Origin of the sequence: Enterococcus sp. AZ015 (genome assembly GCF_050499225.1) — a bacterium.
GTDB lineage: Bacteria > Bacillota > Bacilli > Lactobacillales > Enterococcaceae > Enterococcus_D > Enterococcus_D entomosocium.
This window is the reverse complement of record NZ_JBMHEX010000001.1, coordinates 2,225,352-2,250,627: the sequence shown is the minus strand read 5'-3', so window position 1 is coordinate 2,250,627 and position 25,276 is coordinate 2,225,352. Positions and strand designations below refer to the sequence as shown.

The window sequence follows — 25,276 nt, the reverse complement described above, 5'->3', positions numbered from 1 at the left end:
GTCATTGGGGAAAGGCGTTACTGACTATCAAAAAAAGACAGCTACGATTCAGCTGTCTTTTTTTGATTATTTAACGAAAGAATGAAATAAAACCGAGTCCATCATAAAGAAAATGGCAGATCCAGCTGACCCAAACACTATTGGATTTTTTCCAGACGAAGTTGAGTGCCAATCTTGCGGGCATCAAGGTGATCAATAATTGTGCTGGATGAAAACCGTACGCTGGGATATGCCACAAAGCGAACAGCACACTGCAAATGATGGAAGACCAGAGGAAAGAGAATCCTTTTTTCTGTAAAGCTAACAAGAGATTGGTACTAAGCAACTCTTCTCCCATCAACATGAAGGGTACTTGTAAAAAGACCATTTGTACAGTGATGGTTTCGCCGATCGAGTTAGTTGTTGGTTGTCCAAAAATAGCGGCATAAATAAAGGAAAAGAACACGCCAGTCAAAATGACGAAAGGCACACCCCATAATAAAACGATGAAACGAAAATGCTTGAATTGTTCCAAAAAGGTCCTTCGTAAGAGAAAGTACCCTGCACCAAATGCCAAAATCACATTCCATACAGTACCAATGATGGATAAAACGGAATCGCTTAGGGGTGTATAGGGAAGCATTTGATAGGTTAAACCGATGACTAATGTAAGAATAAATAAATACGTTGTTGACTTGTGTTTCATTTTGAACACATCCTTTAAAGTAATTGCCACACGCTGAATTATAAACAGAAAAAACATCAAAGTACAAAAAGATCTCTCTCATTATTTTTAAACGAAAATAAAACGGAGTGAATACGATATCATGGCTGATAGGCTTGCTTTTATTAGTATCAGAATAAAAGATTTCTTAGAACAATTCTCAAAAATGGTGAACAAAAAGAGAAGTTTATAAGAATCTCTGTAACACTGTTGAAATATTATTACGCTTATGTTACATTTTGTTTACGTTATTATGTTTTAGGGAGAATGTTTATGAAGAAATCAAGTAATTATTCAAATAATTCACAACATAAAGAAGCGACGTCTGAAAAACAAGCACCTTTTTCAAAGGTCGAATCACATCAAAAGCAAACAACGGGAACGGCAAGACGCACGCAAATCAACGATCGTCAAGTTTCTAAAAAGAAGCCAACCCATCGTAAGTATCTCTTTTCATTGATGACGCTTCTGACAATTGTCATTATCGCCACTGGCGGCTATATCGCCTTTACGTTGAAGCAGCAAGAAGCCTTGGCACGGGAAAAATATGAGGCTGCTGCTGAAAAGTTATTGGCATCGATCCAAGAAGAACAAGTTAAAGAGGGAATCCCAGCAAAACTCGAAACATTGTCTAATGGGGACAAGAAAGAATTAATTTTCCGACCAAAAGAAGAAAGTACGATTCCTGTCAAAGATGCAAGCAAGAAATTGTCGACCATGGCAAACAAATTATGCAAAAAACACACCGACAAAGAGACAGTCACCGTTGCTCGGATTGAAGCACAAGCGGTCGCATCGAAAGTGTCAACCTATTCTTTAAAAGCGGACAGCTATGTTTGGAATCGGGAAACTGGTCGCTTTGAAGATGCGGATAGCGTGGTTGCCGATCCAATTTTTATTTCCGAGAAAACCGGCAATGAATTATCCTTGAAAGACTTGGTTCCAGACGAGGGCAGCTTGCTAGGAATACAACAAGTCATTCAGCAAAAGATTTTAGACCAAGCCAAGGAACCTGATAAAGTCATTGATGCGGTCTTGGCGATGGATCGAATCACCTATGAGTCGAAATTTACGTATGATCCTGAAAAATTAACGATCCAGTTGCCCCAAAATCAAACTGGCGTATCTGAGATCACGTTGGCGTACAAAGAGATTGCACCGTTTATTGATCCGGAACTTGTTAATGCGGATCAATTGAAAGAGCAACAATCGACATTGGACGAAAACAAAAAATATGTTGCACTGACTTTCGATGATGGCCCTAACGACACAACCACATTAGATCTTTTGAAGATTTTAAAGGACAACGATGTCAAAGCAACGTTTTTTGAATTAGGACAAATGGTGGATCGGTATCCTGAAGTATCGAGAAAAGTCCATGAGGAAGGGCATGAAATTGCCAGTCACTCCTATTCACATCCGCAATTAAATACGTTGTCGCCGGAGGATGTCAAAGCTGAAATAACTAAGACCGACAAAGCAATCTATCAGGCAACAGGAGTCTTACCTAAGAATTTGCGCCCGCCGTATGGGGCGATCGATCAACAGAGCGCCCAAGCGGCAGGAAAATCGATCATTCAATGGAGTGTTGATACCGAGGATTGGAAGCTAAAAGATCCGAACAAAATTTTGAAGGTCGTACAAAATAATGTCTACGATGGTTCAATAATTCTGCTCCATGATATTCATCCGAAATCCGTTCAAGCCGTACCTGGTATTATTCAAACGCTGAAAGCGCAAGGCTATGAATTTGTGACGGTGGATCAATTGCTCAATGGCAACCAAAAACCAATGTATCAATACTTTGGAGCGACAGACGAACGTAGTGTTAGCTAATAGCTGAAAAAGGAAGTGATGGCAATCATCACTTCCTTTTTTTATTAACGAACGCTGCAGTTGCCGCTTTATCACTCGGAGGAGGCAAATGCTCGGAGATAATCTTCATCCAATAGCAAAGCAAAATCATCGGCAAGGGCTTCTTGATCCAGTTCTCGCATAATAGCCAACATCTTTTGCGTGATCGTTTCACCAGCTTTTTGATCGCCGGTTCTTATGAGCAACACGCCTTGGAAAAACTTGCAGACGGTTTGGTGGAAAAATTCTTTGTAGTCTGTCGCTAAAAGTTTCAATTGGACAACGAGAACTTCCGTCGCATCGTACTGCTGGTGTTTTAGCGTATATTCAATCAAATTGATCAGCAAGGCGCAGTAAATTTCACGACCTTTTTCCATATCGATGTAGTACTCGAGCATCTTGGATACTTTTTTGAAAAAGAAGAAATTATGGTCGTTGTCCAGAAGATCGATGGTGTTGCCAAATAGTTGGATTTCTTGTAACGTCCAGCTCTCAACATCAATGAGGTAAGAAGTGATCGTTTGGCGATCGCATTCTAAAACAGCACTTTGTCGATAGACCCCATGTTCTGCCAAGCATTGTAGCATGCGAATTCGTGAGCGAACCTCTGCAATACGGATATTGTTCAGTCTACTAGTGGTTTTTTGTAGTTCCTGTAACAGCTTTTGTAAATTTGGCAGATCGTGTTTGTTTGAATATTGATTATACCGATGATTATAGCTGTTTTGCTCATCCAGGCGATAGCCATTCGCGATATAGAGAAATTCATCGATATCCATTGAGAGATTTTCTAAAATTTGCAACAGCAAGTTGGCAGCAATTTGATGCTTGCCTTTTTCGAACTCGATGGCATAAGACTTTGAAATAATCGTGCCATAGACTTCTTTTTGGGTGAAGCCTTTTTTCAATCGGATTTGTCTGATCGTTTCGCCATACATAAGAAAGCCTCCGCTCTCGTTGAATTAATGAGATCTTGTATCCCCATTATAGTAAAGTAAAGCCAATAGAGGAATCTAAAAGGTCTTTTATTTCAGACTTTCCTTGATTTGGTGGAAGAAATCGTTCAGTAATCTTTGTGATAGAGGATCCTCAGAGGGGAATCGTAGAAAAGCGTGAGAACATTCGGTTCTCACGCTTTTTTTAGACAAAACTGAGGCAGATCAATAGAAAAATCATTACTAGCCAATGCATCGTTTATTGCTCCTTAAGTCGTATTAGAAGAAGCCAATTGGGCAGCGGTGTTTCCTTCTTACCAACAAGTATAACCGCTTCGAGTAGAATGAACGCTTACGTCCGAAATGTAGGACCAAATAACTAGGTGAGGATGAAAAGCAGCGAAGAGCAACTGAAGAAATAATCGTTCATAATAGTGCAACGTTGATTTTGATAGAATAGTTTCATTCTTTTTTCACAGAACTTTCTGCGAGCGTTTCGATTCCTTTTTTTCGTTAGCAAGAGTTATTTTAGGTGATATCGTGAAAAAACGTCTGAATTATTTTTGTTTTTTTATTTGCGGAGGTAAAAAACGAGGTTAAAATTATGAAAAAACACAATCATCATTTTTCTCTATCTAGATGTATAAACATGCAATTGAAATCGTATTCATTATATTGATTAAACATAAAAAAAAGAAAGGTTAACTGACGAAAAAAGGCAATATTTTATCATTATACATTTGTTTATAAGATAAATATAAATAATTTCTGCTTGTTTATAAAATAAACCTTTTGTGTTTTGAAAGGTGAAATTCAGTGTTTTTTTAATTATTTATCGTGTTTATAATTTGTTGGAAAGAAATAAATTTGCTAGAATTTTGGTACACAGTGTGTTCGTTTAGTTATTTTATTTTTTAGTTTCACAAGAGTGAGCTAATGTGCTTCTAAACTATTTGAACAAAAATCACTGGGTTTTTCAGAAAGCATGCGAAAAAATCTTCGCTTTGCGATCGGTTACTTTTTGTTTTCTCTCTATGCCTTTAGGTGTTGGGTTGAAATAGATTTTCATCTGGTTTTAAAGGGGGAAAGAAGGATTCCAGAGATCATCAGTTTTATCTTTTGTCGGTTAAATTTTTTTCGAACAGGAGGAGAATGAATGAAAGGCATTAATTATAAAAAGCTCATGGATTCAAAGAAAAACACACGCGTTCGAACAAAGAAAAATATTATTGCGAATTTAACTGTCAGTGGAATGTTGTTGACAAGTACGGTGGTCGTGCCAGCAAGTTTGTTATGGGCACCAACGACGGTTGAAGCTGCTTTGGTTTCAGCTGAACTTTTCTCAGATATCACAGCGTCTAATAACTCAGGCACGAGTGCGTCTGCACCTTATGCAACTCCTGGTGCAACGAACCAAGTCAATTTCTCGATTTCTGGATCGAATGCAGTAACGGTTGATGTCTTGAATGGGGATAAAGTCGCGGTTGTTGGGGTTCCTCAAGGCCTTACTGGTTTGGTTCAACCGGCAGGGAATGCATCGATTTCCACCAATGTGATACTCCAACTGGGGAATTTCCCAGCCTTGCAAACACTGATCGGTACAGTCACACCAGCAGTCAATACCTTGATCAGCACGGTGGATGGAATCGTCAATCAAAATTTAGCTGATGCACTTGATATTCCGCCAACAATCGTTGGCGGCTTGCCAAATCCGTTGTATACGGCGGCTTCAATCGTGGATGTTAGCCAAGTGATATCCGTCAACTTAGATGAAATCACTACCCAGTTAGACTTATTAAATCAACTTGGACAATTTGGCCAAGCGAATTTTGAAGTTCCAGCTGGACTAACCGATAACGAACGTGCCCTGATTGCCAATGTGGATGATGGTTTATTTATCGTTATCAATCAACGCATCAATCAAATTCTCGATAATTTACAAGCAGCCCAGATTCAAGTCAGTATTTTGGATGGTGCAAGTGGGATTCCAGGCATCGGTACCTTGATCGGTCAAATCAATACGTTGGTACAAAGTACCGTTAATACAGCTAAAGCCACTTTAAACGCAACGGTTGAAACGGCACAAACAGTCTTCAATGCAACGACAGATTTAGCAGATCAAATCGCTTCTGCATCTGTTTTAGGTCAAACCAATGTGGTCGTTCCAACGAATGTCACCAGTCCGACCTATGCACAATTGGTTGAAAACGGCGTGGCGAATCCATCTAATCCTTACGAAGCCCGCTTCGAAGGAACGATGTCTCAACTTGATTTGATCACCATTGATTTATTTACGGATGCTGACGGCAATAACTCGATTTGGTTTGCGCCAGATACACCAGAAGATCAAACCGATACACCAACAATCAATCCATTGACAGCAGGGGAAACGACGATCAGCGGAACATCTGAGCCAGGCGCAGCCATCACATTGGCGATCAACGGCGGTGCACCTATTACAACAACCGCAGATGGTGACGGCAATTGGACGGCAGATGTCCCTGAATTGGTGGAAGGCGATACAGTCACAGCAGTAGCGGAAGCTGATGGGGAATCGGCGAGTGAGCCTGCAACGGCAACGGTAGCAGCACCAGTGGTTAATGCACCAACGGCTTCGATTACAGGAAATAGTACCGATGGGTATCCTGTGACGGGGACAGCCGCAGCAAATGCAGCCATTGAAATCACCAATGCCGAAGGTGAAGTCGTTGGCTCTGGGACGGCAAATGAGAACGGCAACTACAGTATCACGTTGAACCCAGCAGATGTAGCAGAAAATGAAAACTTGAATGTTGCCGCAATCGTCACTGCCGGTGGGCAAACTTACCGTAGTGGCAATACGCCAATCGTCGTTCCAGCAGACGATGCGGAGCAACAAACGGGAACACCAACGATTCAACCGGTGACTGCCGGGGATACAAGCGTCAGCGGAACTGCTGAGCCTGGTGCCTCGATTACTGTGACCATCAACGGTGCAGATCCGATCGTGACGGAAGCCGATGAAGAGGGCAATTGGCGTGTTGATGTGGACGAAGTGTCAGAGGGCGATACGGTTTCAGCTATCGCCGAACTAGCAGGACAAACGCCAAGCCAACCGGCTAGCACCACCGTGTCCGCCTTAACAGTCAACGCACCAACGGCTTCGATCACAGGAAATAGTCAAGAGGGCTATCCAGTGACTGGAACAGCAGCACCAAATGCGGCCATTGAGATCACCAATGCGGATGGCGAAATTGTCGGAACAGGTACCGCCAATGAGAATGGTGTTTATACAGTCACGTTAGATCCAGCGGATGTTGACGCGGAAGAAACCCTGAATGTGACAGCGGTTGTGACCGCTGGCGGCGAAACCTATCGAAGCAACCCAACACCTGTTGTGGTGCCTGCAGATATCCTGCAGACGGAAACACCAACGATCGATCCAGTCAGTGCTGGAGATACGACCGTTAGTGGGACAGCGGAACCGGGGGCAACGGTAACGATCACGCTTCCTGAAGGCGATCCAATCACGGCTGAAGCCGATGATGAAGGCAACTGGGAAGCAACGGTTCCTGAATTATCAGAAGGCGATTCCGTGACCGTCGTAGCTGAGTCTGAAGGCAAAGATCCGAGTGCCCCAATCACCGTGAGTGTAAACGGTTTAACCGTGGCGGCACCAACGGCTACGATCACCGGAAATAGCACAGATGGGTATCCAGTAACGGGAACAGCGATTGCCAATGCAGCAATTGAAATTTTGAATGAAGCAGGAGAGGTCGTTGGTAGCGGAACAGCTGATGAGGATGGTAACTTCACGATCACCCTTGATCCTCAAGAGGTGACAGCTGGCGACAACTTACGAGTGGAAGCGATCGTGACGGCTGGTGGTGAAGATTATCGCAGTACAGGCACACCGCTTGTAGTTCCTGCAGATGATGAAGAAAATTTAACTGAAACACCAACAATCGACCCAGTAACAGCTGGGGATACGACCGTCAGCGGAACGGCTGAACCAGGGGCAACGGTGACGATTACGCTGCCTGAAGGCGATCCGATCACGGCAGAAGCCGATGACGAAGGCAATTGGGAAGCGACGGTACCAGAATTAACGGAAGGTGATACGGTAACAGTCGTTGCCGAAGTAGAAGGCAAAGAGCCAAGTGCACCGATTACCGTGACCGTTGATGGTGTGACTGTCAGTGCACCGAGCGCTTCCATCACAGGCAATAGTACGGATGGCTATCCGGTCAGTGGAACAACCACGCCGAATGCGGCCATTGAGATTTTGAATGAAGCAGGAGATGTCGTTGGTAGCACGACGGCGGATGACGCGGGTGCTTATACCGTGACCTTAGATCCAGCCGATGTGGCGCCAGAAGAAGCCTTGCAGGTGGTGGCAGTTGTGACAGCGGGCGGTCAAGACTACCGCAGTAATGCCACGCCAATCACGGTACCAGCAGACATTGAACAAACAGAGACACCAACGATCGATCCGGTCACAGCAGGTGATACCACGATTAGCGGAACGGCAGAACCAGGTTCGACGGTTACTGTGACGATCACCGGTCAAGAACCAGTAACGGCTGAAACGGATGACGAAGGAAACTGGCTTGCGGAAGTGCCAGTAGTCTCTGGTGGCGATACAGTCACAGTCGTTGCGGAAGCCGAAGGCAAAGAGCCAAGCGCGCCAGTCAGCGTTGGAGTCAATGGAGTCACCGTTGCAGCACCAACAGCGATCATCAGCGGCAATAGTACCGATGGCTATCCAATCACGGGGACTGCTCCAGCGAACGCAGCGATCGAAGTGTTGAATGAGTCAGGCGATGTGATCGGTACTGGGACAGCCGATGGGGATGGAAACTATACGGTAACCATCGCACCATCCGATGCAGCACCAGAAGAAACCTTGTCTGTCGTTGCGATCGTTACAGCAGGCGGAGATCAGTACCGCAGTCCTGCCACACCGGTGACGGTCCCAGCAGATGAGCTTGAACAAACAGCATCACCAACCATCGACCCAATCAATGCCGGGGATACGACGATCAGTGGGACCGCAGAACCAGGCGCTACGGTGACGGTAACGATCCCAGGTGAAGAACCTGTTACTGGTGAAGCCGATGACGAGGGGAACTGGACAGTTGAAGTTCCTGAAGTTTCTGAAGGAGAAACCGTCACAGTGGTCGCACAAGCACCAGACAAAGACCCAAGTGCACCGATCAGTGTTGGAGTCAATGGGTTGACGATCGCTACACCAACCGCGACGATCAGCGGCAATAGTACCGCAGGTTATCCAGTAACGGGAACGGCACCAGCCAATGCAGCCATCGAAATCTTGAATGCCGATGACGAGGTCATAGGTACTGGCACCGCCAATGACGAAGGCCAATATACGATCACGTTAACGAGTAATGACGCGTCTCCAGCTGAAGCCTTACGGGTGGTGGCGGTAGTCACAGCCGGTGGTCAAGAGTACCGCAGTGCGGCTGCACCAATCACAGTACCTTTGGATCAAACTGCAGTCCCAACGATTGAATCGGTGACAGCCGGCGACACGACCATCAGTGGTACGGCTGAACCTGGTGCGACAGTCTCGGTCACGATTGGTGACGCAGAGCCAGTCACTGCCGAAGCGGATGACGAAGGCAATTGGACGGCAACTGTGCCCGAGGTTTCTCAAGGAGAAATTGTTTCTGTGGTAGCGACCCTTGATGGGGAAACACCAAGTGATGCAGCTACGGTCGTCGTAAATCCACTCACTGTGGCGACACCGACAGCAGCGATCAGCGGCAATAGTTCGGATGGGTATCCAGTAACCGGAACGGCCACGCCAAATGCAGCGATTGAGATCTTAAATGCAGCCGGTGAGGTTGTTGGTAGCGGTGAAGCAAATGAGGAAGGTGCTTACAGCATCACATTGAGCAGCGACGATGTTGATCCTTCAGAAGCACTTCAGGTGGTGGCAGTGGTAACAGCTGGCGGCGATGAGTACCGCAGTACGCCGCTCTCCATCGTGGTACCAGCAGACCAAACGACCACCCCAACGATCGATCCAGTGCAAGCAGGTGATACATCCGTCGGAGGAACTGCCGAACCTGGTTCAACGGTGACGGTAACGATTCCTGGAGAAGATCCAGTGACTGCCGAAACGGATGAGGAAGGCAATTGGACAGTCACCGTACCAGAACTTTCAGAAGGCGACACGGTCACAGTGGTTGCTGAAGCTGAAGGCAAAGACCCAAGTGCACCAATCAGTGTTGGTGTCGGTGCCTTGAACGTGGCTGCACCAACCGCAACGATCACGGGCAACAGTACTGACGGCTATCCAGTCACAGGAACAGCACCAGCCAACGCAACCATTGAAATCTTAAATGCTGCCAATGAAGTGGTAGGCAGTGGTACTGCCAATGGAGACGGTGAGTATACGATCACCTTGACAGAAGGTGTTTCACCAGCAGAAACCTTGCGAGTGGTGGCTATCGTATCAGCCGGCGGTCAAGACTATCGCAGTCCGGCAACTACTATCGTGGTGCCAGAAGATAACGCAGAAGACCAAACAGCGGCACCGACTGTCGCACCAGTGATTGCTGGGGCTACAACCGTTAGCGGAACGGCTGAACCTGGGGCAGATGTAACGGTTGAACTACCAAACGGCGATACTGTTACAGTGGCAGCGAATGACGAAGGTGAGTGGACGGCAACTGTGCCGACGGTTTCTCTGGATGATGTCTTGACAGTTACTGCCTTGGCAGACGGCAAAACAGAAAGTTTACCAGTAACAGTGACGGTGCAAGGGCTGATCGTGGCAGCACCAACGGCAACGATTTCTGGCAATAGTGCAGATGGCTATCCAGTAACTGGTACAGCACCAGCTAATGCGTCAATCGAAATCTTAAATGCTGATGATCAAGTGATTGGCACAGGGACGGCCAATGAGAATGGTGTTTACACCGTTACCTTGACCAGTGAAGAGGCATCAGCAGGAGAAACGGTCCGTGTCATTGCAATCGTTTCAGCAGGTGGGGATGACTTCCGTAGTCAACCAACGGCTGTCGTGGTACCTGCGGATCAAACGGCAACACCAACGATCAATCCAGCAGTTGCCGGCGCAACAGAAATCAGCGGGACAGCCGAACCAGGAGCAATAGTCAACGTGACGGTCGGTGAGCAAGACCCAATCTCAGCCGAAGTTGACGAAGAGGGCAATTGGCAAGTTGATGTGCCAGAGCTTTCCGAAGGGACGACTGTTACGGCAGTAGCAGAAGTAGAAAATGAGACACCAAGTACACCAGCAACGATCACAGTCGGTGCATTAACGGTGGCGGCTCCTAGTGCGTCCATCAGTGGCAATGCAGCCGATGGTTATCCAGTGACCGGAACAGGACCAGCGAATGCGACCATCGAAATCTTGAACGAAGCTGGCGAGACAGTTGGAACGGGTACGACCAATGATGCAGGGCTTTACACGATCGATTTGACCAGTGAAGGTGTCTCTCCTGAAGAAAAATTGACGGTAGTTGCGGTGGTCACAGCTGGTGGTACAGATTATCGTAGTCCAGCGACACCAATCATGGTGCCAGCTGAACCGGGTGAAAATCAAACAACGGCACCAACGGTTGATCCAATCAAAGCAGGCGATGAAACAGTTAGCGGAACGGCAGAACCAGGCTCAACTGTGACTGTGACACTACCTGACGGCACAGAAGAAACCGCCAAAACAGATGATGAGGGCAACTGGAGTGTCGATGTGCCTGAATTGTCTGAAGGGGATACCATCACAGTCGTCGCAGACAGTGACGGCAAAGACCCAAGTGATCCAATCACTGTCATCGTTGAAGGAGTGACTGTCGCAGCACCAACAGCTTCCATCAGCGGCAACAGCACGGATGGCTACCCAGTGACTGGTACAGCACCAGCCAATGCAGCGATCGAGATCTTGAACGCAGACAATGAAGTCGTTGGAACAGGCACTGCTGATGGAGACGGCAACTATACAGTGGACTTAACTGCTGAAACTGTCGATCCAGAAGAAACCTTAAACGTCGTTGCCATCGTTACAGCTGGTGGGAAAGAGTACCGCAGTAATCCAACAGCGGTCATCGTACCAGCAGAAACGGTAGTGGATCAGACAGCAGCACCAACGATCGATCCAATCACGGCGGGGGATACCAGCATCAGCGGAACGGCTGAACCAGGTTCAACCGTGACGATCACCGTACCAGATGCGGAACCAATCACGGCTGAAACGGATGACGAAGGCAATTGGACGGCAGAAGTACCAGAAGTTTCTGAAGGCGATGCAGTCACTGTTGTGGCACAATCACCTGACAAAGACCCAAGCGCTCCAGTCACAGTTGGTGTGGGTGCGTTGACGGTCACTGCTCCTAGTGCAACTATCACAGGCAATAGCACGGACGGCTATCCAGTAAGTGGAACGGCACCAGCCAATGCCACCATACAAATCTTGAATAGCGATGGACAAATCGTCGGTTCAGGAACCGTAGACGCGGAAGGAAACTACAGTATCACTCTTGAACCAACAGCTGTTGCACCAGCGGAAAGCCTAACAGTCGTCGCAGTTCTGACAGCTGGCGGCAAAGAATACCGCAGTAATGCGACACCAATCGTGGTACCTTTGGATCAAGAAGAGCAACAAACTGCAACACCAACGATCGATCCAGTCAAAGCTGGCGATACGACGATCAGCGGGACTGCCGAACCAGGTTCGACGGTGACGGTAACGATTGGTGAAAATGAACCGATCACAACTGAAACGAACGAAGAGGGCAATTGGACAGTCGAGGTACCTGAAGTTGCGGAGGGTGATACCGTCACTGTTGTGGCACAATCCCCTGAAAAAGACCCTAGTGCACCAATCACAGTGAGTGTGGATGGCATCACGGTTTCAGCACCGACCGCTTCCATCACTGGCAATCCAGAGGATGGTTATCCAGTGACGGGGATGGCAGCACCAAATGCGGCGATTGAAATCGTGAATGAAGCGGGGGATGTCGTTGGATCAGGCAATACTGATGAAAATGGCAACTACACGATCACGCTCTCTGGTGAAGATGTTTCTCCTGAAGAATCATTGAACGTCGTTGCGATCATTACAGCCGGCGGCAAAGACTATCGGAGTAATGCCACACCAATCGTAGTGCCCGTTGAGAATACGATCGATCAAACCGCCACACCAATCATCGAACCAGTCACAGCTGGTGACACGACCATCACTGGTACTGCTGTACCGGGATCGATGGTCACCGTGACGGTAACGGGAGAAGAAGCGGTTGAAACCGAAGCAGATGAAGCAGGAAATTGGTCAGTGGAAGTTGCAGAAGTTTCTCGAGATGAAATCGTAACAGCAGTGGCGCAAAGTGAAGGAGAAACCACCAGTGAACCAGCAACGACCGTTGTTAATGGCATCACGGTCAACGCACCTTCAGCGTCCATTACGGGTAATTCCCAAGAAGGCTATCCAGTAACCGGGAACGGGCCTGCCAATGCAGCGATTGAAATTTTGAATGAAGCGGGGGATGTCGTTGGAACAGGCACGACCGATGAAAATGGTGACTATACGATCACATTGACTAGTGAGGATGTCGCACCAGAAGAAAACTTAACGGTTGTGGCGATCGTCACTGCTGGTGGGGATGACTACCGCAGTAATCCGACACCAATCGTCGTACCTGTCGATGATGAAAGCATCAAGACAGATACACCAACCATTGACCCAGTTACGGCTGGTGATACAACGATCAGCGGAACGAGTGAGCCAGGTGCTACGATCACCGTTACCATCAGCGATCCGTTAACAAGTAGATTCCTGACCATCTTCGCGGCTGAAGGACCAATCACAACGATCGCCGATCAAAATGGTGACTGGGATGTTGAGTTATCCGCGGAAGCGACGGAAGGCGAAACTGTTACGGTTCTTGCTTTAGCCGAAGGCGAAACCTTAAGTGATCCGACGACGACCGTAGTCGGTGCCTTGACGGTTGACGCACCGGTTGCCACGATCACTGGCAATCCTACCGATGGCTATCCAGTCTTCGGGAATGGGCCAGCCAATGCGACGATCGAAATCTTGAATGAAGCGGGTGACGTTGTCGGAACTGGAACGACCAATGGGAATGGTGCCTTCAGCATCACATTAGACCCAGAGGATGTTTCACCAGAAGAAACCCTTAACGTTGTGGCTATCGTTACAGCAGGTGGCAGAGAATACCGCAGTGCAGCAACACCAATCGTGGTACCAACGGGTGACAATGGTACGGATGGTACCGACGGCACGGACGGTAGCAATGGCACGGACGGTAGCAATGGCACGGACGGTAGCAATGGCACGGACGGTAGCAATGGCACGGACGGTACCAATGGAACGAATGGTACCGACGGAAGCAACGGCGCTTGGGGTAACTGGGGCAGTTGGGGGAACAACAACGGCAACGGTAGCAATAACAACCAAAGCTGGTGGGGAAGTAAGTACCTACCGAAAACGGGATCTGAAGGAACTTGGTATGCTTCACTGATTGGGGCAGCAGTCTTCGTTGTAGGAGGAATTGGTTTGTTCTTCAAAGCAAGAAAGAAAAAAGACCAACAAAAATAGCATGACTTTACCAGCGGAGTGGACATCCTCCGCTGGTATCTCTAGTGAACAATAGTTTTGAAGCAATGATCATCGTTTCGTAAAGAAAGGGTTAGAAATGGTATGAAAAGCAGAAGGAGGGAAAAACGTCTTTACAAATGGACGATCGGCCAATTAATTCTCTTTTTGACCAGCATCAGTTTCGTCAATTTGTATCTTTTAACAACGACAATAAAAGCCGAAGCAGCAGTGAATGTTTTAGATGTGGAGATTTTAAGCAATTTAACGAGTGCCAATGCAAGTGGCACCTCAGTAAGCGTTCCATGGCCAGGCAGCGTGACAAATCGACCAGTGACTTTTTCTATTAAAGGCAACGGCGGGTTGAACGCTTCTGTCAATGTCAGTGGGGAAGATAAATTTGCTTTATTAGCGATCCCAGCAGAATTGAGAACTAGCATTAGTGCCAATGGATCAGCATCGATCAAGACGTCGACCACAGTCAATATTGCCAATGTCCCACTTTTGAATGCGATCTTAACAGCGCTTGATTCCTTGACCAGTTCACTAAATCTCAACCTTGGGATTGTTCAAATCGATTTGACAGCGATCAATCAGCAGATTTCTTTACTAAAGACTGTCGGAAATATTGGGAATGTTGAATTTACCAGTCCGTTGCAGTTTACGACCCAGAAAGAAGCTTTATATGCCAATATGAGTTCGAACCTTGGTGTCGTCTTAGGAACCAATGTCCCGCAAATTCTACGGAATTTAAGTACCGCGATTCAAAATACCCAGATCCGAGTGATCGGCATCGATATTGGCGGCGTCGTGCGCGCATTGCTGCAAGGGTTGCTCAATACTCTGCTTAGCACCGTGAACTCAGCGTTGAATGATTTGACAACTGTCCAAGAACAGCTGGCGGATGCAGCTGTTTTAGGAGCAACGGATGTTCAAATTCCGACGTTACTTTCAGGTCCGGGTCAGTTGACTGCAAATTGGACCGCTAATTTTTCCGCTTCTGTTTTGAAAGCAAAGCCGACGGACATCAATCTCTTGAACTTTAGTGCGCTAAATATCAGCAGTCGCCAAACCATAATTTATTTCATGGTCGAAGCATTGACGATGGATCGGGCGAATCTACCGACTCAGCTGAATTTTGGCCGACATACCATTCAAACGAAAAAGAGTGAGACGTGGCGGGCAACCGCCAACGGCGATCAAAGCGCAGCTGCTACAACTGGGATTTTACGGATCAATGATACCCGCAATCGGCAGAAAAAATGGCAAGTAAAGGTCAGACAATCCACCAATTGGGTCAATGGTACACGCACATTGCCAGCCGCCGAATTAAGGGTTCAGCTTGGCACTGTCAATTCAACCTTTACGGATGGTCGAGTGGTTTTACCTGATAATGCAACGATTGCCCTGCAGCAAAATGTCGAAAAAAATGTGGTGGCGTTGGAAAATGCGGCATCGACTGGTGGACTGACCGTTAATTTTTCCCAGTTCAATTTATTTGTACCTGAGAAAACACCTAAATTTCAAGGTCAGTATCGCGCCACAGTCGTGTGGACCGTTTCCGATACACCTTGAAAAGGAAGAGCAGAATGAAAAAGAATTCCCTTGTGCTGCTTCTGATTTTGATGATCGGCAGTTTCTGCAGTTTCGTTCCATCAGCAGTAGCCAATACGACGACCGGCAACATTGAGTTTTATGAAGGACCAACGGAAACAGCTAGCAGTGATTCAATTGATGAAGAAATTGAACCACCGCCCAGTCAAGAAACGGTCACTAACGTAGAAGAACGACTGCCGCAGCTTGCTGAAACCAATCACTTTTGGCTGCCCTTAATAGGTGGATTCTTCATTAGTCTGACATTGATCATTTGCATCAAAAAAAGGAGGATGGCAAAATGATTTCAAAGAAATCGGTAATAGGCGCATTGGGGGTATTGACCGCCCTTAGTATTGTGACCACGGTGCAAGCGGACGATACGACCGGTGTCGTAGAATATACCTCTGGTGGCATCGTGTTTGACCCGGATAAAGGCGGGAGTGATCCCAATACGCAGCTACCAACGAATTTAGATTTTGGTGCCCATGAGATCCAAACAGAAAATGCCGAAACGTGGGTGGCTACTACGGATGGGACTGGACTACCTGGCGATGGGTCCACGCTGCAAAGAGGGGCAGTTGCAGTCAGTGATAACCGAGGACAGGCGAACTCTTCTTGGGCAATTAAAGTACGGCAAGCAACCCAATTTACGGCAGGAGACAGTACGTTGGACGGTGCGGTATTAACGGTAGATACGGGTACATTGACCAACAACTTAAGTTCGCCGCCAACCGGAACCAGTGATATTGCCAATGGCGAGCTTGATTTTGCGGCGATCAACAATGAATATGCTTTCTTGACCGCCAATGCTGGTGAAGGGATCGGTGAAACGTCGATGCCTCTAGAACAATTTACCCTTTCGATCCCAGCCAATACGGAAAAACAATCGGCAACCTATCAAACGACCCTCGTTTGGACGATCAGCAGTGCGCCGACGACCCCATAGGTTAGTAGTCATTGCTTAACAGTTAGCAGAAAAAAAGCAGCTTGCCTAAGCGGCTGCTTTTTATGCTAGCTGATTTTTCTTTCCTATTTTGTGTAGAAAGGATCTGACAGGATGCATCAGAACAAACTTCGAGGCAAAGGATTTCAGTATTGGGTAGTAAGTATTCTAACGGTCTTATTTTTCATTGGTACTAGTAGTACGGGGGCAGCAGATTCACTTGATACCTTCGATGTTCAAATCAAATTGCCGGAGTCACAGCGGGACAAAGAGTTGATGTACTATGATTTGTTGCTGGAGCCCAAGGCAGAAGAAAAACTAGCAGTCATGGTTTCCAATAAAAGCGAGCAACCAATCAATCTACAGCTATCGTTTAATCGAGCGGTCACGAACATGACTGGCGTCGTTGAGTACTCTGGGGCAAATGAGGAAGCAACGCCTTCTGCTCCGTACGCGATCGAAGAACTCGTTACTTTGAGTGATGAAACACTTTCATTAGCCCCTAATGAACAAAAAGAAATCATCTTGACAGTCCGGATGCCATCTAAATCATTTGATGGGATTTTGGCAGGGGGACTATACGTACAGCAAACCGGCAGTGAAGAATTTCAAGGGAATGTTCAAAACCTATTAGCAAGAGAAGTGGCGGTATTGCTCCGAAATAAAGAGTCAGACATCCCGCCAGCGGTCCGAATTGAAGAAGCCCATTTGGAAGAGATCAACCGCCGCAATGTCATCATCGTAGCGGTGGAAAATGCAGCAGCCGATTATCTCAGTAAAGCCACGCTTGCTTATGAAGTGTTCCATGAAGGAAAAGCAACAGCCATCAAAGGGGAAAAAGAAATCCAATTAGCGCCCAATGCATTAATGAATTACGCACTTCCGCTGGATGGAAAGGAACTGCTATCAGGAGAGTATGAAATAAAAGCGACCCTTAAAGCAGCCGATCAAGAATGGCAGGGAGAGCCGACCTTCCAAGTTGCAAGGCAAGAAGCGCAAGAAAGAAACGAGCAAGATGTCAGTATTGAAGAAACCGCTTCGCCGATCCTTCTCTATCTATCGATTGGTGGTGTTTTATGTTTGATCATCGCTTATCTGATTTGGCATAATCGAAAACTAAAACGAGCATTAAAAAAAACAGATGATAAAACCCCATGAGCACTTGTAAGAAATTCCTTATTAATATAGAAGGAAAAAAAGAAAACAATTAAAATTCACGGGATGCATGTAAATCAGAAGCATAATAAAAGCAGCAAACAGGCCATTTATTGTTCGAAATAAATGGTTTTTTGTCGTGTCCATGAAGATTCGATATGGTAAATTAAGTAGAAAATTTTTTTTGATTGCATCTTGCAGCAGCGAACGATCACTTTTATTTTGATGGAAAATCTTCAGAGGAAACAGTTGATTACCCTTAACCGGACTGCCCAAAGAGAAGGGTAGCTTTTTTTTTGCGAAAAAACGAAGAATAAATAACGATTAATATTTTATTTGAACGAAGGTTATTTTTTTGAAAATCATTAGAAAGGCTGGGCAGTAGTCGGTAAGTTTTGGAATTGTTAATTAGTTAAACTACTTAAAAAAACATAAGTTTTTATTGTTGTTTGCGCTTTCTGTCTTATAAATGTGTTAAGAAAGCAGTACGACGGGAACTCCTTTACTATAATAGGTTTAGACCAATTATAAAGTCTTTTCTTACTTTGTTTTTAATTTAAACTACCTTTTTTGCATAAACGTTTCGCTAATTCGTTTGAAAGTGCAAGCAGGCATTTTTAATTAAGAATACAATTAGAAATGATGTGAAAAGGAGAATTAAGATGTCTGCAAATTTGAGCAATTTCGCTGTTTATATAGTAGATGACAACTTTTTTAATGGAAATTTGATGAAAAAAATGATCACTGAAAGTCATGTTCCTTATTCTATGGTGGAGATCATTTCACCGGAAGAACTAGATTCTTTTCTTGAAGGGTACTTAACAGATGTTAACGATTTATTTTTATTTTCCATTGAAATGATGGGCTTTGATCGAAGTTTTCAATTAGCAGGGCGATTGAGGGAGCAGTGCAAAAAGTGTCAAATTGCTTTTTATGGTGCCTATGCGTCCAAAATCGAAATCAAGAAACTGAATCTTATCTGTCCTTTAGGAATCATCGATACAGAAGAAAAGGATGTGGCAATGCAGTTAAGAAATTTGTTAACAGAAGCAATTGAAGTGAAACGATCATTGCTGGGAAAAAAACACTTATTAAAAATTGTTAGTAAACGAGAGTTGATGATCGTTGATGCAGAAGCAATCAACTACATAACAACGATCAAAGGTGAGCGAAACCGAATCGTATTCCATCAAAAGAAATCAGTTGAGTGCATTGAAACTTCGTTAAAGGTCATCAAACAGCTAGATTTGCCTGAGTATTATAAAGTATTCAAATCGTACATTATTAATGCGCGACAAATCAAAATGATTGATCGAACAAACAATGTTCTTTGCTTTTTTAATGGGGAAGAATTAGAAGTTGGAAAAAAAATCCGTAAAGCAATCAGTTAAAACTACATATATTTAATGGAGGAAAAAAATGAAAAAGAGAAATAAACGAATTCGTCATGGCATTGTTGTTACCGCTTTAGGTCTGTCCCAAGTGATCACTCCGGTCATGGCGCTTGCGGAAACCACGGAACAGGAACAGACCATTCGTACTTTAGATAACTCAAATCATCTGCTGGAATCAACCAGCGGCGTTGCCAATGAAACAAACACAAGCGACGCGCAAACAACTGAGACTACTCAAACGGATCGTTCTTCAGAAGAAAGCGGCGAAGCAACCTCCAAGACGGATGCAGCAACAACGAGTCAAAGTGAAACGCCTGCTACAACTTCATCAACGCATACAGCAGATACTACAGATTCGACGCAAACAAGTTCTTCAGAAACTGAATCGAAAGAGGCAAAAGGAGCCGAAAAGAGTTCCCGTGTCAGCACCCGCATCAATGGACAAGAGCTTTTAGAAAAAGGCACATTACTGACGATTGCTGGTGAGGAGTTCAGTCAAACGGAAGAAACGCGGATTTTAAACAATAGTCCGGTGAAACTGAAATTAGACTTTGAAATCAATGACGAAGACTACTTAGCCGGCACCACTGCTGTTTTTGACCTGCCGGAAGGCCTTGGTTTTAGTGATATGCAAGGAACAAATGAAGCAATCAATGCTTCGTGGGCAGTAGATAGTGCCGCCCATCAATTAACGATCACCTTTAACCAATCCATTCATGATGCATCATTTTCGATCGAGTTGACCAGTTATCTTTATTCAGAAGACAAGCCTCAGCTAACCATTGAGATGGGCGATCAAAACCAGACAAGCTACGCCATTGATTTGTATGAAGAAGTTGACCCGATTCAATATGTGTCAGAAAAAAATGTCTTTGGGATGCAAGGAATGGTTTACTACAATACCGATCGGACATTATCTGGAACGGAAACTCTTTCACTGCATTTGGTTGATACGCCGGGTGCGTCCTTCAAAAAGATTGAGACCCAACCGTTAAAAGTCTTCAGCTATGAAGTGGATATCAAAGGAAAGATCAAGCCAGAAACACAAACAGCATTGACTGAAGGGACGGACTACACAATCACCTCAAATAGTCTCTACAATACTGCTGTTGAAGTCAAACAAATGGACAAGCAAAAGGCCTATGGTGTTTCTTATCAATTCACGATGAGTTTGACCGCGTTGACGGATTATACTTCTTCTTTTTCAAAAGGGTATCCGACGACCGGATTTGGTTCGGTACAGCTAAAACAAACAGCTGCCCAAAGCAGAGGGTTTTCCTTTACCGCAGCAACCAGTAAAGATGAAAAAGAAGTCGATTCTAGGTATTATATGGGGGTTGCTTCTGCCAGTTTTATGAATGGCCTTTCTAAAGGAAACTACTATGTATCAATTCATCAAATGCCGACGGAGATGAAAGCAGGTCAACAAATCATTCTTTCGAGTCAAAACGGACAGCCGATCACGGCGAAACAGTTAACAGCAAGAGACGCCTTCTATCAAAATGTGACTTTTACGGATTATTTTTCTGTCGAAAATAATGGGGACAAACTGATTGTGACGGCCACAAAAGACAGCAATCTCACTCTTGGTTCCACGAACATAACCGTACCCTTTGATCAGAAAGATATCATCCTCAATGTCTCGACACCGTTAATTGCTAATAAAGAATTCAAAATCGTTGAAGACAACTACGTCGAACCAATCAGTGTTCTTAATCCCAATAACGCTGAAACTGCTTGGGGAAATTATGATCAAAATGGTGCCTATGCCAGTGACACTTCAGTCAATATCGAAGGCAGCACCTCACAACCGATCGAAAATTTACAAATGTTTATTGAACATCCCGAGTATCTTTCTTTAAGAAAGGTACCAAAAGTCGGCTTCTATTATACTTTAGGAACTGATTATACGATTGAAGAAGTAGCAGGCGGAACGATGGTCACCTTTACGTCGCCCATTACCTATTCTGTTCAATTTGATATTGGCTTCAATTATGTGCCAGACAGTTTAGCACCGACAAAATCAATTCCTAACGATACAATTCCAATCACGATTTCCGCGACAGGACTTGACACGGTTCATACCTCCGTCTATACCGGAAGAAAACTGTATTCTGAACGCACGCTCCAAAGCAGTAAGAATCAGTTTTTAGTCAACGCGCGTCAAGATACCATCAGTGATTTGACTGTTGAGACCCATGTTCCGAAAAATACGGATGTTGTGTTTTCGATCATCGATGTTTCCAATGAACAAGTCAGTGGCATTTATCCACAGTACTGGGATCGTGGTTATTATGATAATCAAGCCATGAAAGAAAGCGATCCGAATTATCCAACGATCACCCATGATGAGGCAACCAACTATTATACCTTTGATTTTGGGACGACTAACCATCGCTACATCATTTCCTATCGGTATGCCAATGGTTGGCAGGAAATGAGTACGATTTATGTACCTGGTTTTGCAAAAGAGCCGCTATCAAATAATCAGCAAGGCTCAACTACCGTTTCGGTTTCCAATACAGCGACGGATATTATTGGGATTACTCAAAATACCGTGAATAATACAAAAAACATGACTCAGGTCAAGGTCACAACAAAAAATATCGATGATGGCTCGAAAAAAGTAGCAAATCCAACGATCCTTCTAAAATCATTGGGAAATACCAATGGTGAAATCGATCTTAGGTCAATCAATGTTTCAAATGTGCCAGACGATAGCTACGAAATCAAAGAAGTTGACGGAGACGTACAGCTTGTCTTTTCAAACTATGTTTTAACGAAAAATATCGAAATCAGTTACAACGTACTTTCACAAAACGCCGGCCAAATCTCAGCTTCAGCAACGATCGTTTCTGATACGATTGATACCTTGTCGGAAGCCAAACGGACGGCTACTTCGACGGTGACTAACCTGCAATTTTCGGCAGGTGATTCAAACGGGATCATTTACAAAACTAGTGCGTCACTTGATGTTTATAATACCGAAGAACCAACTCAGAAAATTGCAGGCGTTACATTGATGCTTTGGAATCAGTTGACTGGAGATGTTATTTCTGTTGTAACGGATGAGAAGGGAGAGTATCAATTAGCTGATATTTATACAGGGACCTATATGCTTTATGTTTCCTACGTCCCAGAAGGTTACGTCATACCACAGGAACTTCAGCTTGGTAAAGAGGTGCAAGTGAACCGGACGGGCAATCATCTTTCTGTCGGCATCACACCAGAAGAAGACTTGTCGACGATCGACGCCAAAGATAGCACGATCTACGTGGGAGATGAATGGCATGCTGAAGACAACTTTGTTTCAGCGACAGACAAGCATGGCAATGCGTTGACCTTCTCGGAAATTACCGTCAACGGTGAGGTCGACACATCTAAAGTCGGCACTTATGAAGTCAAATACATGAATGGCAACGTGAGCGAGACAGCGACGATCACTGTGGTGGCCAACCAAGAAACGGTGGCAGCCAAAGACAGCACGTTATATGTGGGCGATGCATGGACAGCAGCTGATAATTTTCTAGCGGCAACGGATAAAGACGGTAACACAGTGGCAATCACAGAAGTGACCATCACCGGTGAAGTTGACACGGATACACCTGGAGAATACCAAGTAATCTATCGTAACGGCAAAGCCGAAGCAACAGCTACGATCACGGTCTTAGCAGACCAAACTTCGGTTAAAGCCAAAGACAGCACCTTATACATCGGGGACGACTGGCTTGCGGTTGATAACTTTGTTTCGGCAACGGACAAAACAGGAGCGAACGTTCCATTTTCAAATGTGACAGTTAGTGGAGCCGTGGATACTTCCAAAGAAGGCCAATATTTAGTGGTTTATCAAAATGGCAATCAAAAAGCAGTCGCCACGATCACCGTGGTTGCCAATCAAGAAACAGTCGTTGCCAAGGATAGTACACTTTATGTTGGAGATGCGTGGGAGCTTGCGGATAATTTTGTTTCAGCAACGGATAAGAAGGGACAACCGTTAAGCTTGGCAGAAGTCACCACCAGTGGTGAAGTGGATACGAAAGTACCTGGAGAATACCAAGTAACCTATCGCAATGGCAAAGCCGAAGCAACTGCCACGATTACCGTGTTAGCGGATCAAACGAGCGTTCAAGCTAAAGACAGTACTTTATATGTCGGTGATGACTGGGAAGCCGCCGACAACTTTGTTTCCGCAACGGACAAAACCGGATCAAACCTACCATTTTCAGGAGTGACGGTTAGTGGGTCAGTCGATACCTCCAAAGCAGGCGAATATCCAGTGGTTTACCAGAATGGCCATGTTAAAGCAACGGCGACGATTACGGTCGTTGCCAACCAAGAAACGGTAGTCGCCAAAGATAGTACGATTTATGAAGGCGATGACTGGCAAGTCGCCGATAACTTTGTGTCGGCAACAGACAAAGACGGCAACGCATTAAAACTGACTGATATCACAACAGTAGGTACAGTCGACAGCGCCACACCAGGGAAATATGAAGTAATTTATCGCAATGGCAAAGCCGAAGCAAAAGCGACGATCACCGTGTTAGCTGATCAAACAAGCATTAAAGCTAAAGACAGTACCTTATACGTCGGCGACGATTGGGAAGCTGCCGACAACTTTGTCTCAGCAACAGACAAAACGGGAGCAAATCTACCGTTTTCAGGAGTGACGGTTAGTGGCACAGTCGATACCTCCAAAGCAGGCGAGTACCCAGTGGTTTACCAAAATGGTCATGTCAAAGCAACGGCGACGATTACAGTCGTTGCGAACCAAGAAACCGTAGTCGCTAAGGACAGTACGATTTATGTGGATGATAACTGGCAAGCTGCCGACAACTTCGTGTCAGCCAAAGACAAGGACGGTAATGAGCTAAAACTTGCAGATATCACAACAGTAGGTACAGTCGATAGCGCCACACCAGGGAAATATGAAGTGATTTATCGCAACGGCAAAGCCGAAGCGACTGCCACGATTACCGTGTTGGCAGATCAAACGAGTGTCAAAGCCAAAGACAGTACCCTGTATGTCGGCGATGACTGGCAAGCTGCCGACAACTTTGTCTCAGCCACAGACAAAACGGGAGTAACGGTTGAATTATCAGGAGTAATGGTTACTGGTACCGTCGATACCAATCAAGAAGGCACATACGAAGTCACTTATACGAATGGAAAAGTCAGCGACATAGCGACAATCACTGTGGTTGCTCACGAAGAAACGGTCGTAGCAAAAGATAGTACAATCTATGAAGGAGAGAAGTGGCAAGCCGTCGATAATTTTGTCTCGGCAACAGATAAAAGCGGACAAGCAGTCGATTATGATCAAGTATTGATTAGCGGTACAGTCAATACTGATGTGCCTGGAAAATACCAAGTCATCTATCGCAATGGCAAAGCCGAAGCCACTGCCACAATTACCGTGTTGGCAGACCAGACCTCTGTGACTGTGAAAGATAGCGTGATTTATGTCGGTGATAACTGGACAGCTGGCGACAATTTTGTCTCCGCTACAGATCGTGACGGTAAGTCACTCACGTTGGAGCAACTACTGGTGGACGGTTCGGTGGATACGAACAAAACGGGTACCTATCAAGTCACCTATTCAATCGTAACCGATGAAGCAGCAACTCCTAACTTTTTCGCACGCTTATTTGGTACTGACTCACAAGAAGCAGTCACCGCCACAGCGACGATCAAAGTCATTGAAAAAGCAGAAGAACCAGAGGAAAATGATAAGCAGCCAGAGAAAGATGATTCTAATAAAGGGCAAGAAAAACCAACGGATGCAGGACAGCCTGGTAAACAAAGCAAAGCGACCGCAAAGGACAAGCGGGTGTTACCAAAGACCGGTACAGCCATCACTCAAGGCTATTCGATTGCAGGAGTGAGCCTTATTGCACTAGCGGGGATCGTCTTCTTTCGTAAGAAACACACGAACAAAAGCAGAAAAACAAAATAAGTCTCAATGACTCTAACAGCGGATATCCTTAAGGATATCCGCTGTTTTTAGTTTGTTTTCTAAAAAAATCCTACAGTATTGCGGTTTTCTTGTCTGATAAGCAGACGTATAAAGAAGATATAAAGATGCTAGCAGAAGATTTACACTATTTTTATTTC

At 45.4% G+C, this 25,276-nt stretch carries 10 protein-coding genes; 8 read left to right on the top strand and 2 right to left on the bottom strand.

What is annotated here, in order from left to right; translation table 11 throughout:
• Positions 1–70: 70 nt before the first annotated feature.
• Positions 71–742, bottom strand: a complete 672-nt coding sequence (locus tag IGK85_RS10450) for a CPBP family intramembrane glutamic endopeptidase (RefSeq protein ID WP_005235009.1) — start codon at positions 740–742, stop codon at positions 71–73.
• Between the two features lie 234 nt (positions 743–976).
• Between IGK85_RS10450 and IGK85_RS10445 the strand changes: the two genes are divergently transcribed.
• Positions 977–2,539, top strand: a complete 1,563-nt coding sequence (locus IGK85_RS10445) for a polysaccharide deacetylase family protein (protein WP_008378745.1) — start codon at positions 977–979, stop codon at positions 2,537–2,539.
• Positions 2,540–2,610: 71 nt separating this feature from the next.
• On the opposite strand, the gene IGK85_RS10440 is transcribed toward IGK85_RS10445, so the two are convergent.
• On the bottom strand, positions 2,611–3,495 hold the full coding sequence (locus IGK85_RS10440) for a helix-turn-helix domain-containing protein (RefSeq protein WP_005235013.1): 885 nt from the start codon (positions 3,493–3,495) through the stop codon (positions 2,611–2,613).
• A 1,153-nt stretch (positions 3,496–4,648) separates the two neighbouring features.
• Here IGK85_RS10440 and IGK85_RS10435 point away from each other — a divergent pair.
• From IGK85_RS10435 to IGK85_RS10405, 7 genes are all read left to right on the top strand, one after another.
• The gene (locus IGK85_RS10435) at positions 4,649–14,077 is read left to right on the top strand and encodes an Ig-like domain-containing protein (RefSeq protein ID WP_429972244.1); all 9,429 of its coding nucleotides are present in this window, start codon (positions 4,649–4,651) and stop codon (positions 14,075–14,077) included.
• 102 nt (positions 14,078–14,179) lie between these two features.
• On the top strand, positions 14,180–15,649 hold the full coding sequence (locus IGK85_RS10430) for an adhesive domain-containing protein (RefSeq protein WP_429972242.1): 1,470 nt from the start codon (positions 14,180–14,182) through the stop codon (positions 15,647–15,649).
• Positions 15,650–15,663: 14 nt separating this feature from the next.
• Complete coding sequence (locus IGK85_RS10425) at positions 15,664–15,972, top strand: hypothetical protein (protein WP_008378739.1); 309 nt, start codon at positions 15,664–15,666, stop codon at positions 15,970–15,972.
• Entirely contained in the window at positions 15,969–16,616 is a 648-nt protein-coding gene (locus IGK85_RS10420; RefSeq protein WP_005235021.1) for a WxL domain-containing protein, read from the top strand. The genes IGK85_RS10425 and IGK85_RS10420 overlap by 4 nt, the downstream gene beginning before the upstream one ends.
• A 111-nt stretch (positions 16,617–16,727) precedes the next feature.
• A complete protein-coding gene (locus IGK85_RS10415) occupies positions 16,728–17,771 on the top strand; it encodes a DUF916 and DUF3324 domain-containing protein (protein ID WP_008378736.1) in 1,044 nt (347 codons plus the stop codon).
• 659 nt (positions 17,772–18,430) lie between these two features.
• Positions 18,431–19,159, top strand: a complete 729-nt coding sequence (locus tag IGK85_RS10410; protein ID WP_005235024.1) for a LytTR family DNA-binding domain-containing protein — start codon at positions 18,431–18,433, stop codon at positions 19,157–19,159.
• A 28-nt stretch (positions 19,160–19,187) separates the two neighbouring features.
• A complete protein-coding gene (locus IGK85_RS10405; RefSeq protein ID WP_008378735.1) occupies positions 19,188–25,118 on the top strand; it encodes a bacterial Ig-like domain-containing protein in 5,931 nt (1,976 codons plus the stop codon).
• Positions 25,119–25,276 lie beyond the last annotated feature (158 nt).

Excerpts from the sequence above, each read along its gene's own strand:
- IGK85_RS10450 (WP_005235009.1), bottom strand. The coding sequence starts at position 742 with ATGTTTTTTCTGTTTATAATTCAGCGTGTGGCAATTACTTTAAAGGAT.
- IGK85_RS10445 (WP_008378745.1), top strand. The coding sequence starts at position 977 with ATGAAGAAATCAAGTAATTATTCAAATAATTCACAACATAAAGAAGCG.
- IGK85_RS10440 (WP_005235013.1), bottom strand. The coding sequence starts at position 3,495 with ATGTATGGCGAAACGATCAGACAAATCCGATTGAAAAAAGGCTTCACC.
- IGK85_RS10435 (WP_429972244.1), top strand. The coding sequence starts at position 4,649 with ATGAAAGGCATTAATTATAAAAAGCTCATGGATTCAAAGAAAAACACA.
- IGK85_RS10430 (WP_429972242.1), top strand. The coding sequence starts at position 14,180 with ATGAAAAGCAGAAGGAGGGAAAAACGTCTTTACAAATGGACGATCGGC.
- IGK85_RS10425 (WP_008378739.1), top strand. The coding sequence starts at position 15,664 with ATGAAAAAGAATTCCCTTGTGCTGCTTCTGATTTTGATGATCGGCAGT.
- IGK85_RS10420 (WP_005235021.1), top strand. The coding sequence starts at position 15,969 with ATGATTTCAAAGAAATCGGTAATAGGCGCATTGGGGGTATTGACCGCC.
- IGK85_RS10415 (WP_008378736.1), top strand. The coding sequence starts at position 16,728 with ATGCATCAGAACAAACTTCGAGGCAAAGGATTTCAGTATTGGGTAGTA.
- IGK85_RS10410 (WP_005235024.1), top strand. The coding sequence starts at position 18,431 with ATGTCTGCAAATTTGAGCAATTTCGCTGTTTATATAGTAGATGACAAC.
- IGK85_RS10405 (WP_008378735.1), top strand. The coding sequence starts at position 19,188 with ATGAAAAAGAGAAATAAACGAATTCGTCATGGCATTGTTGTTACCGCT.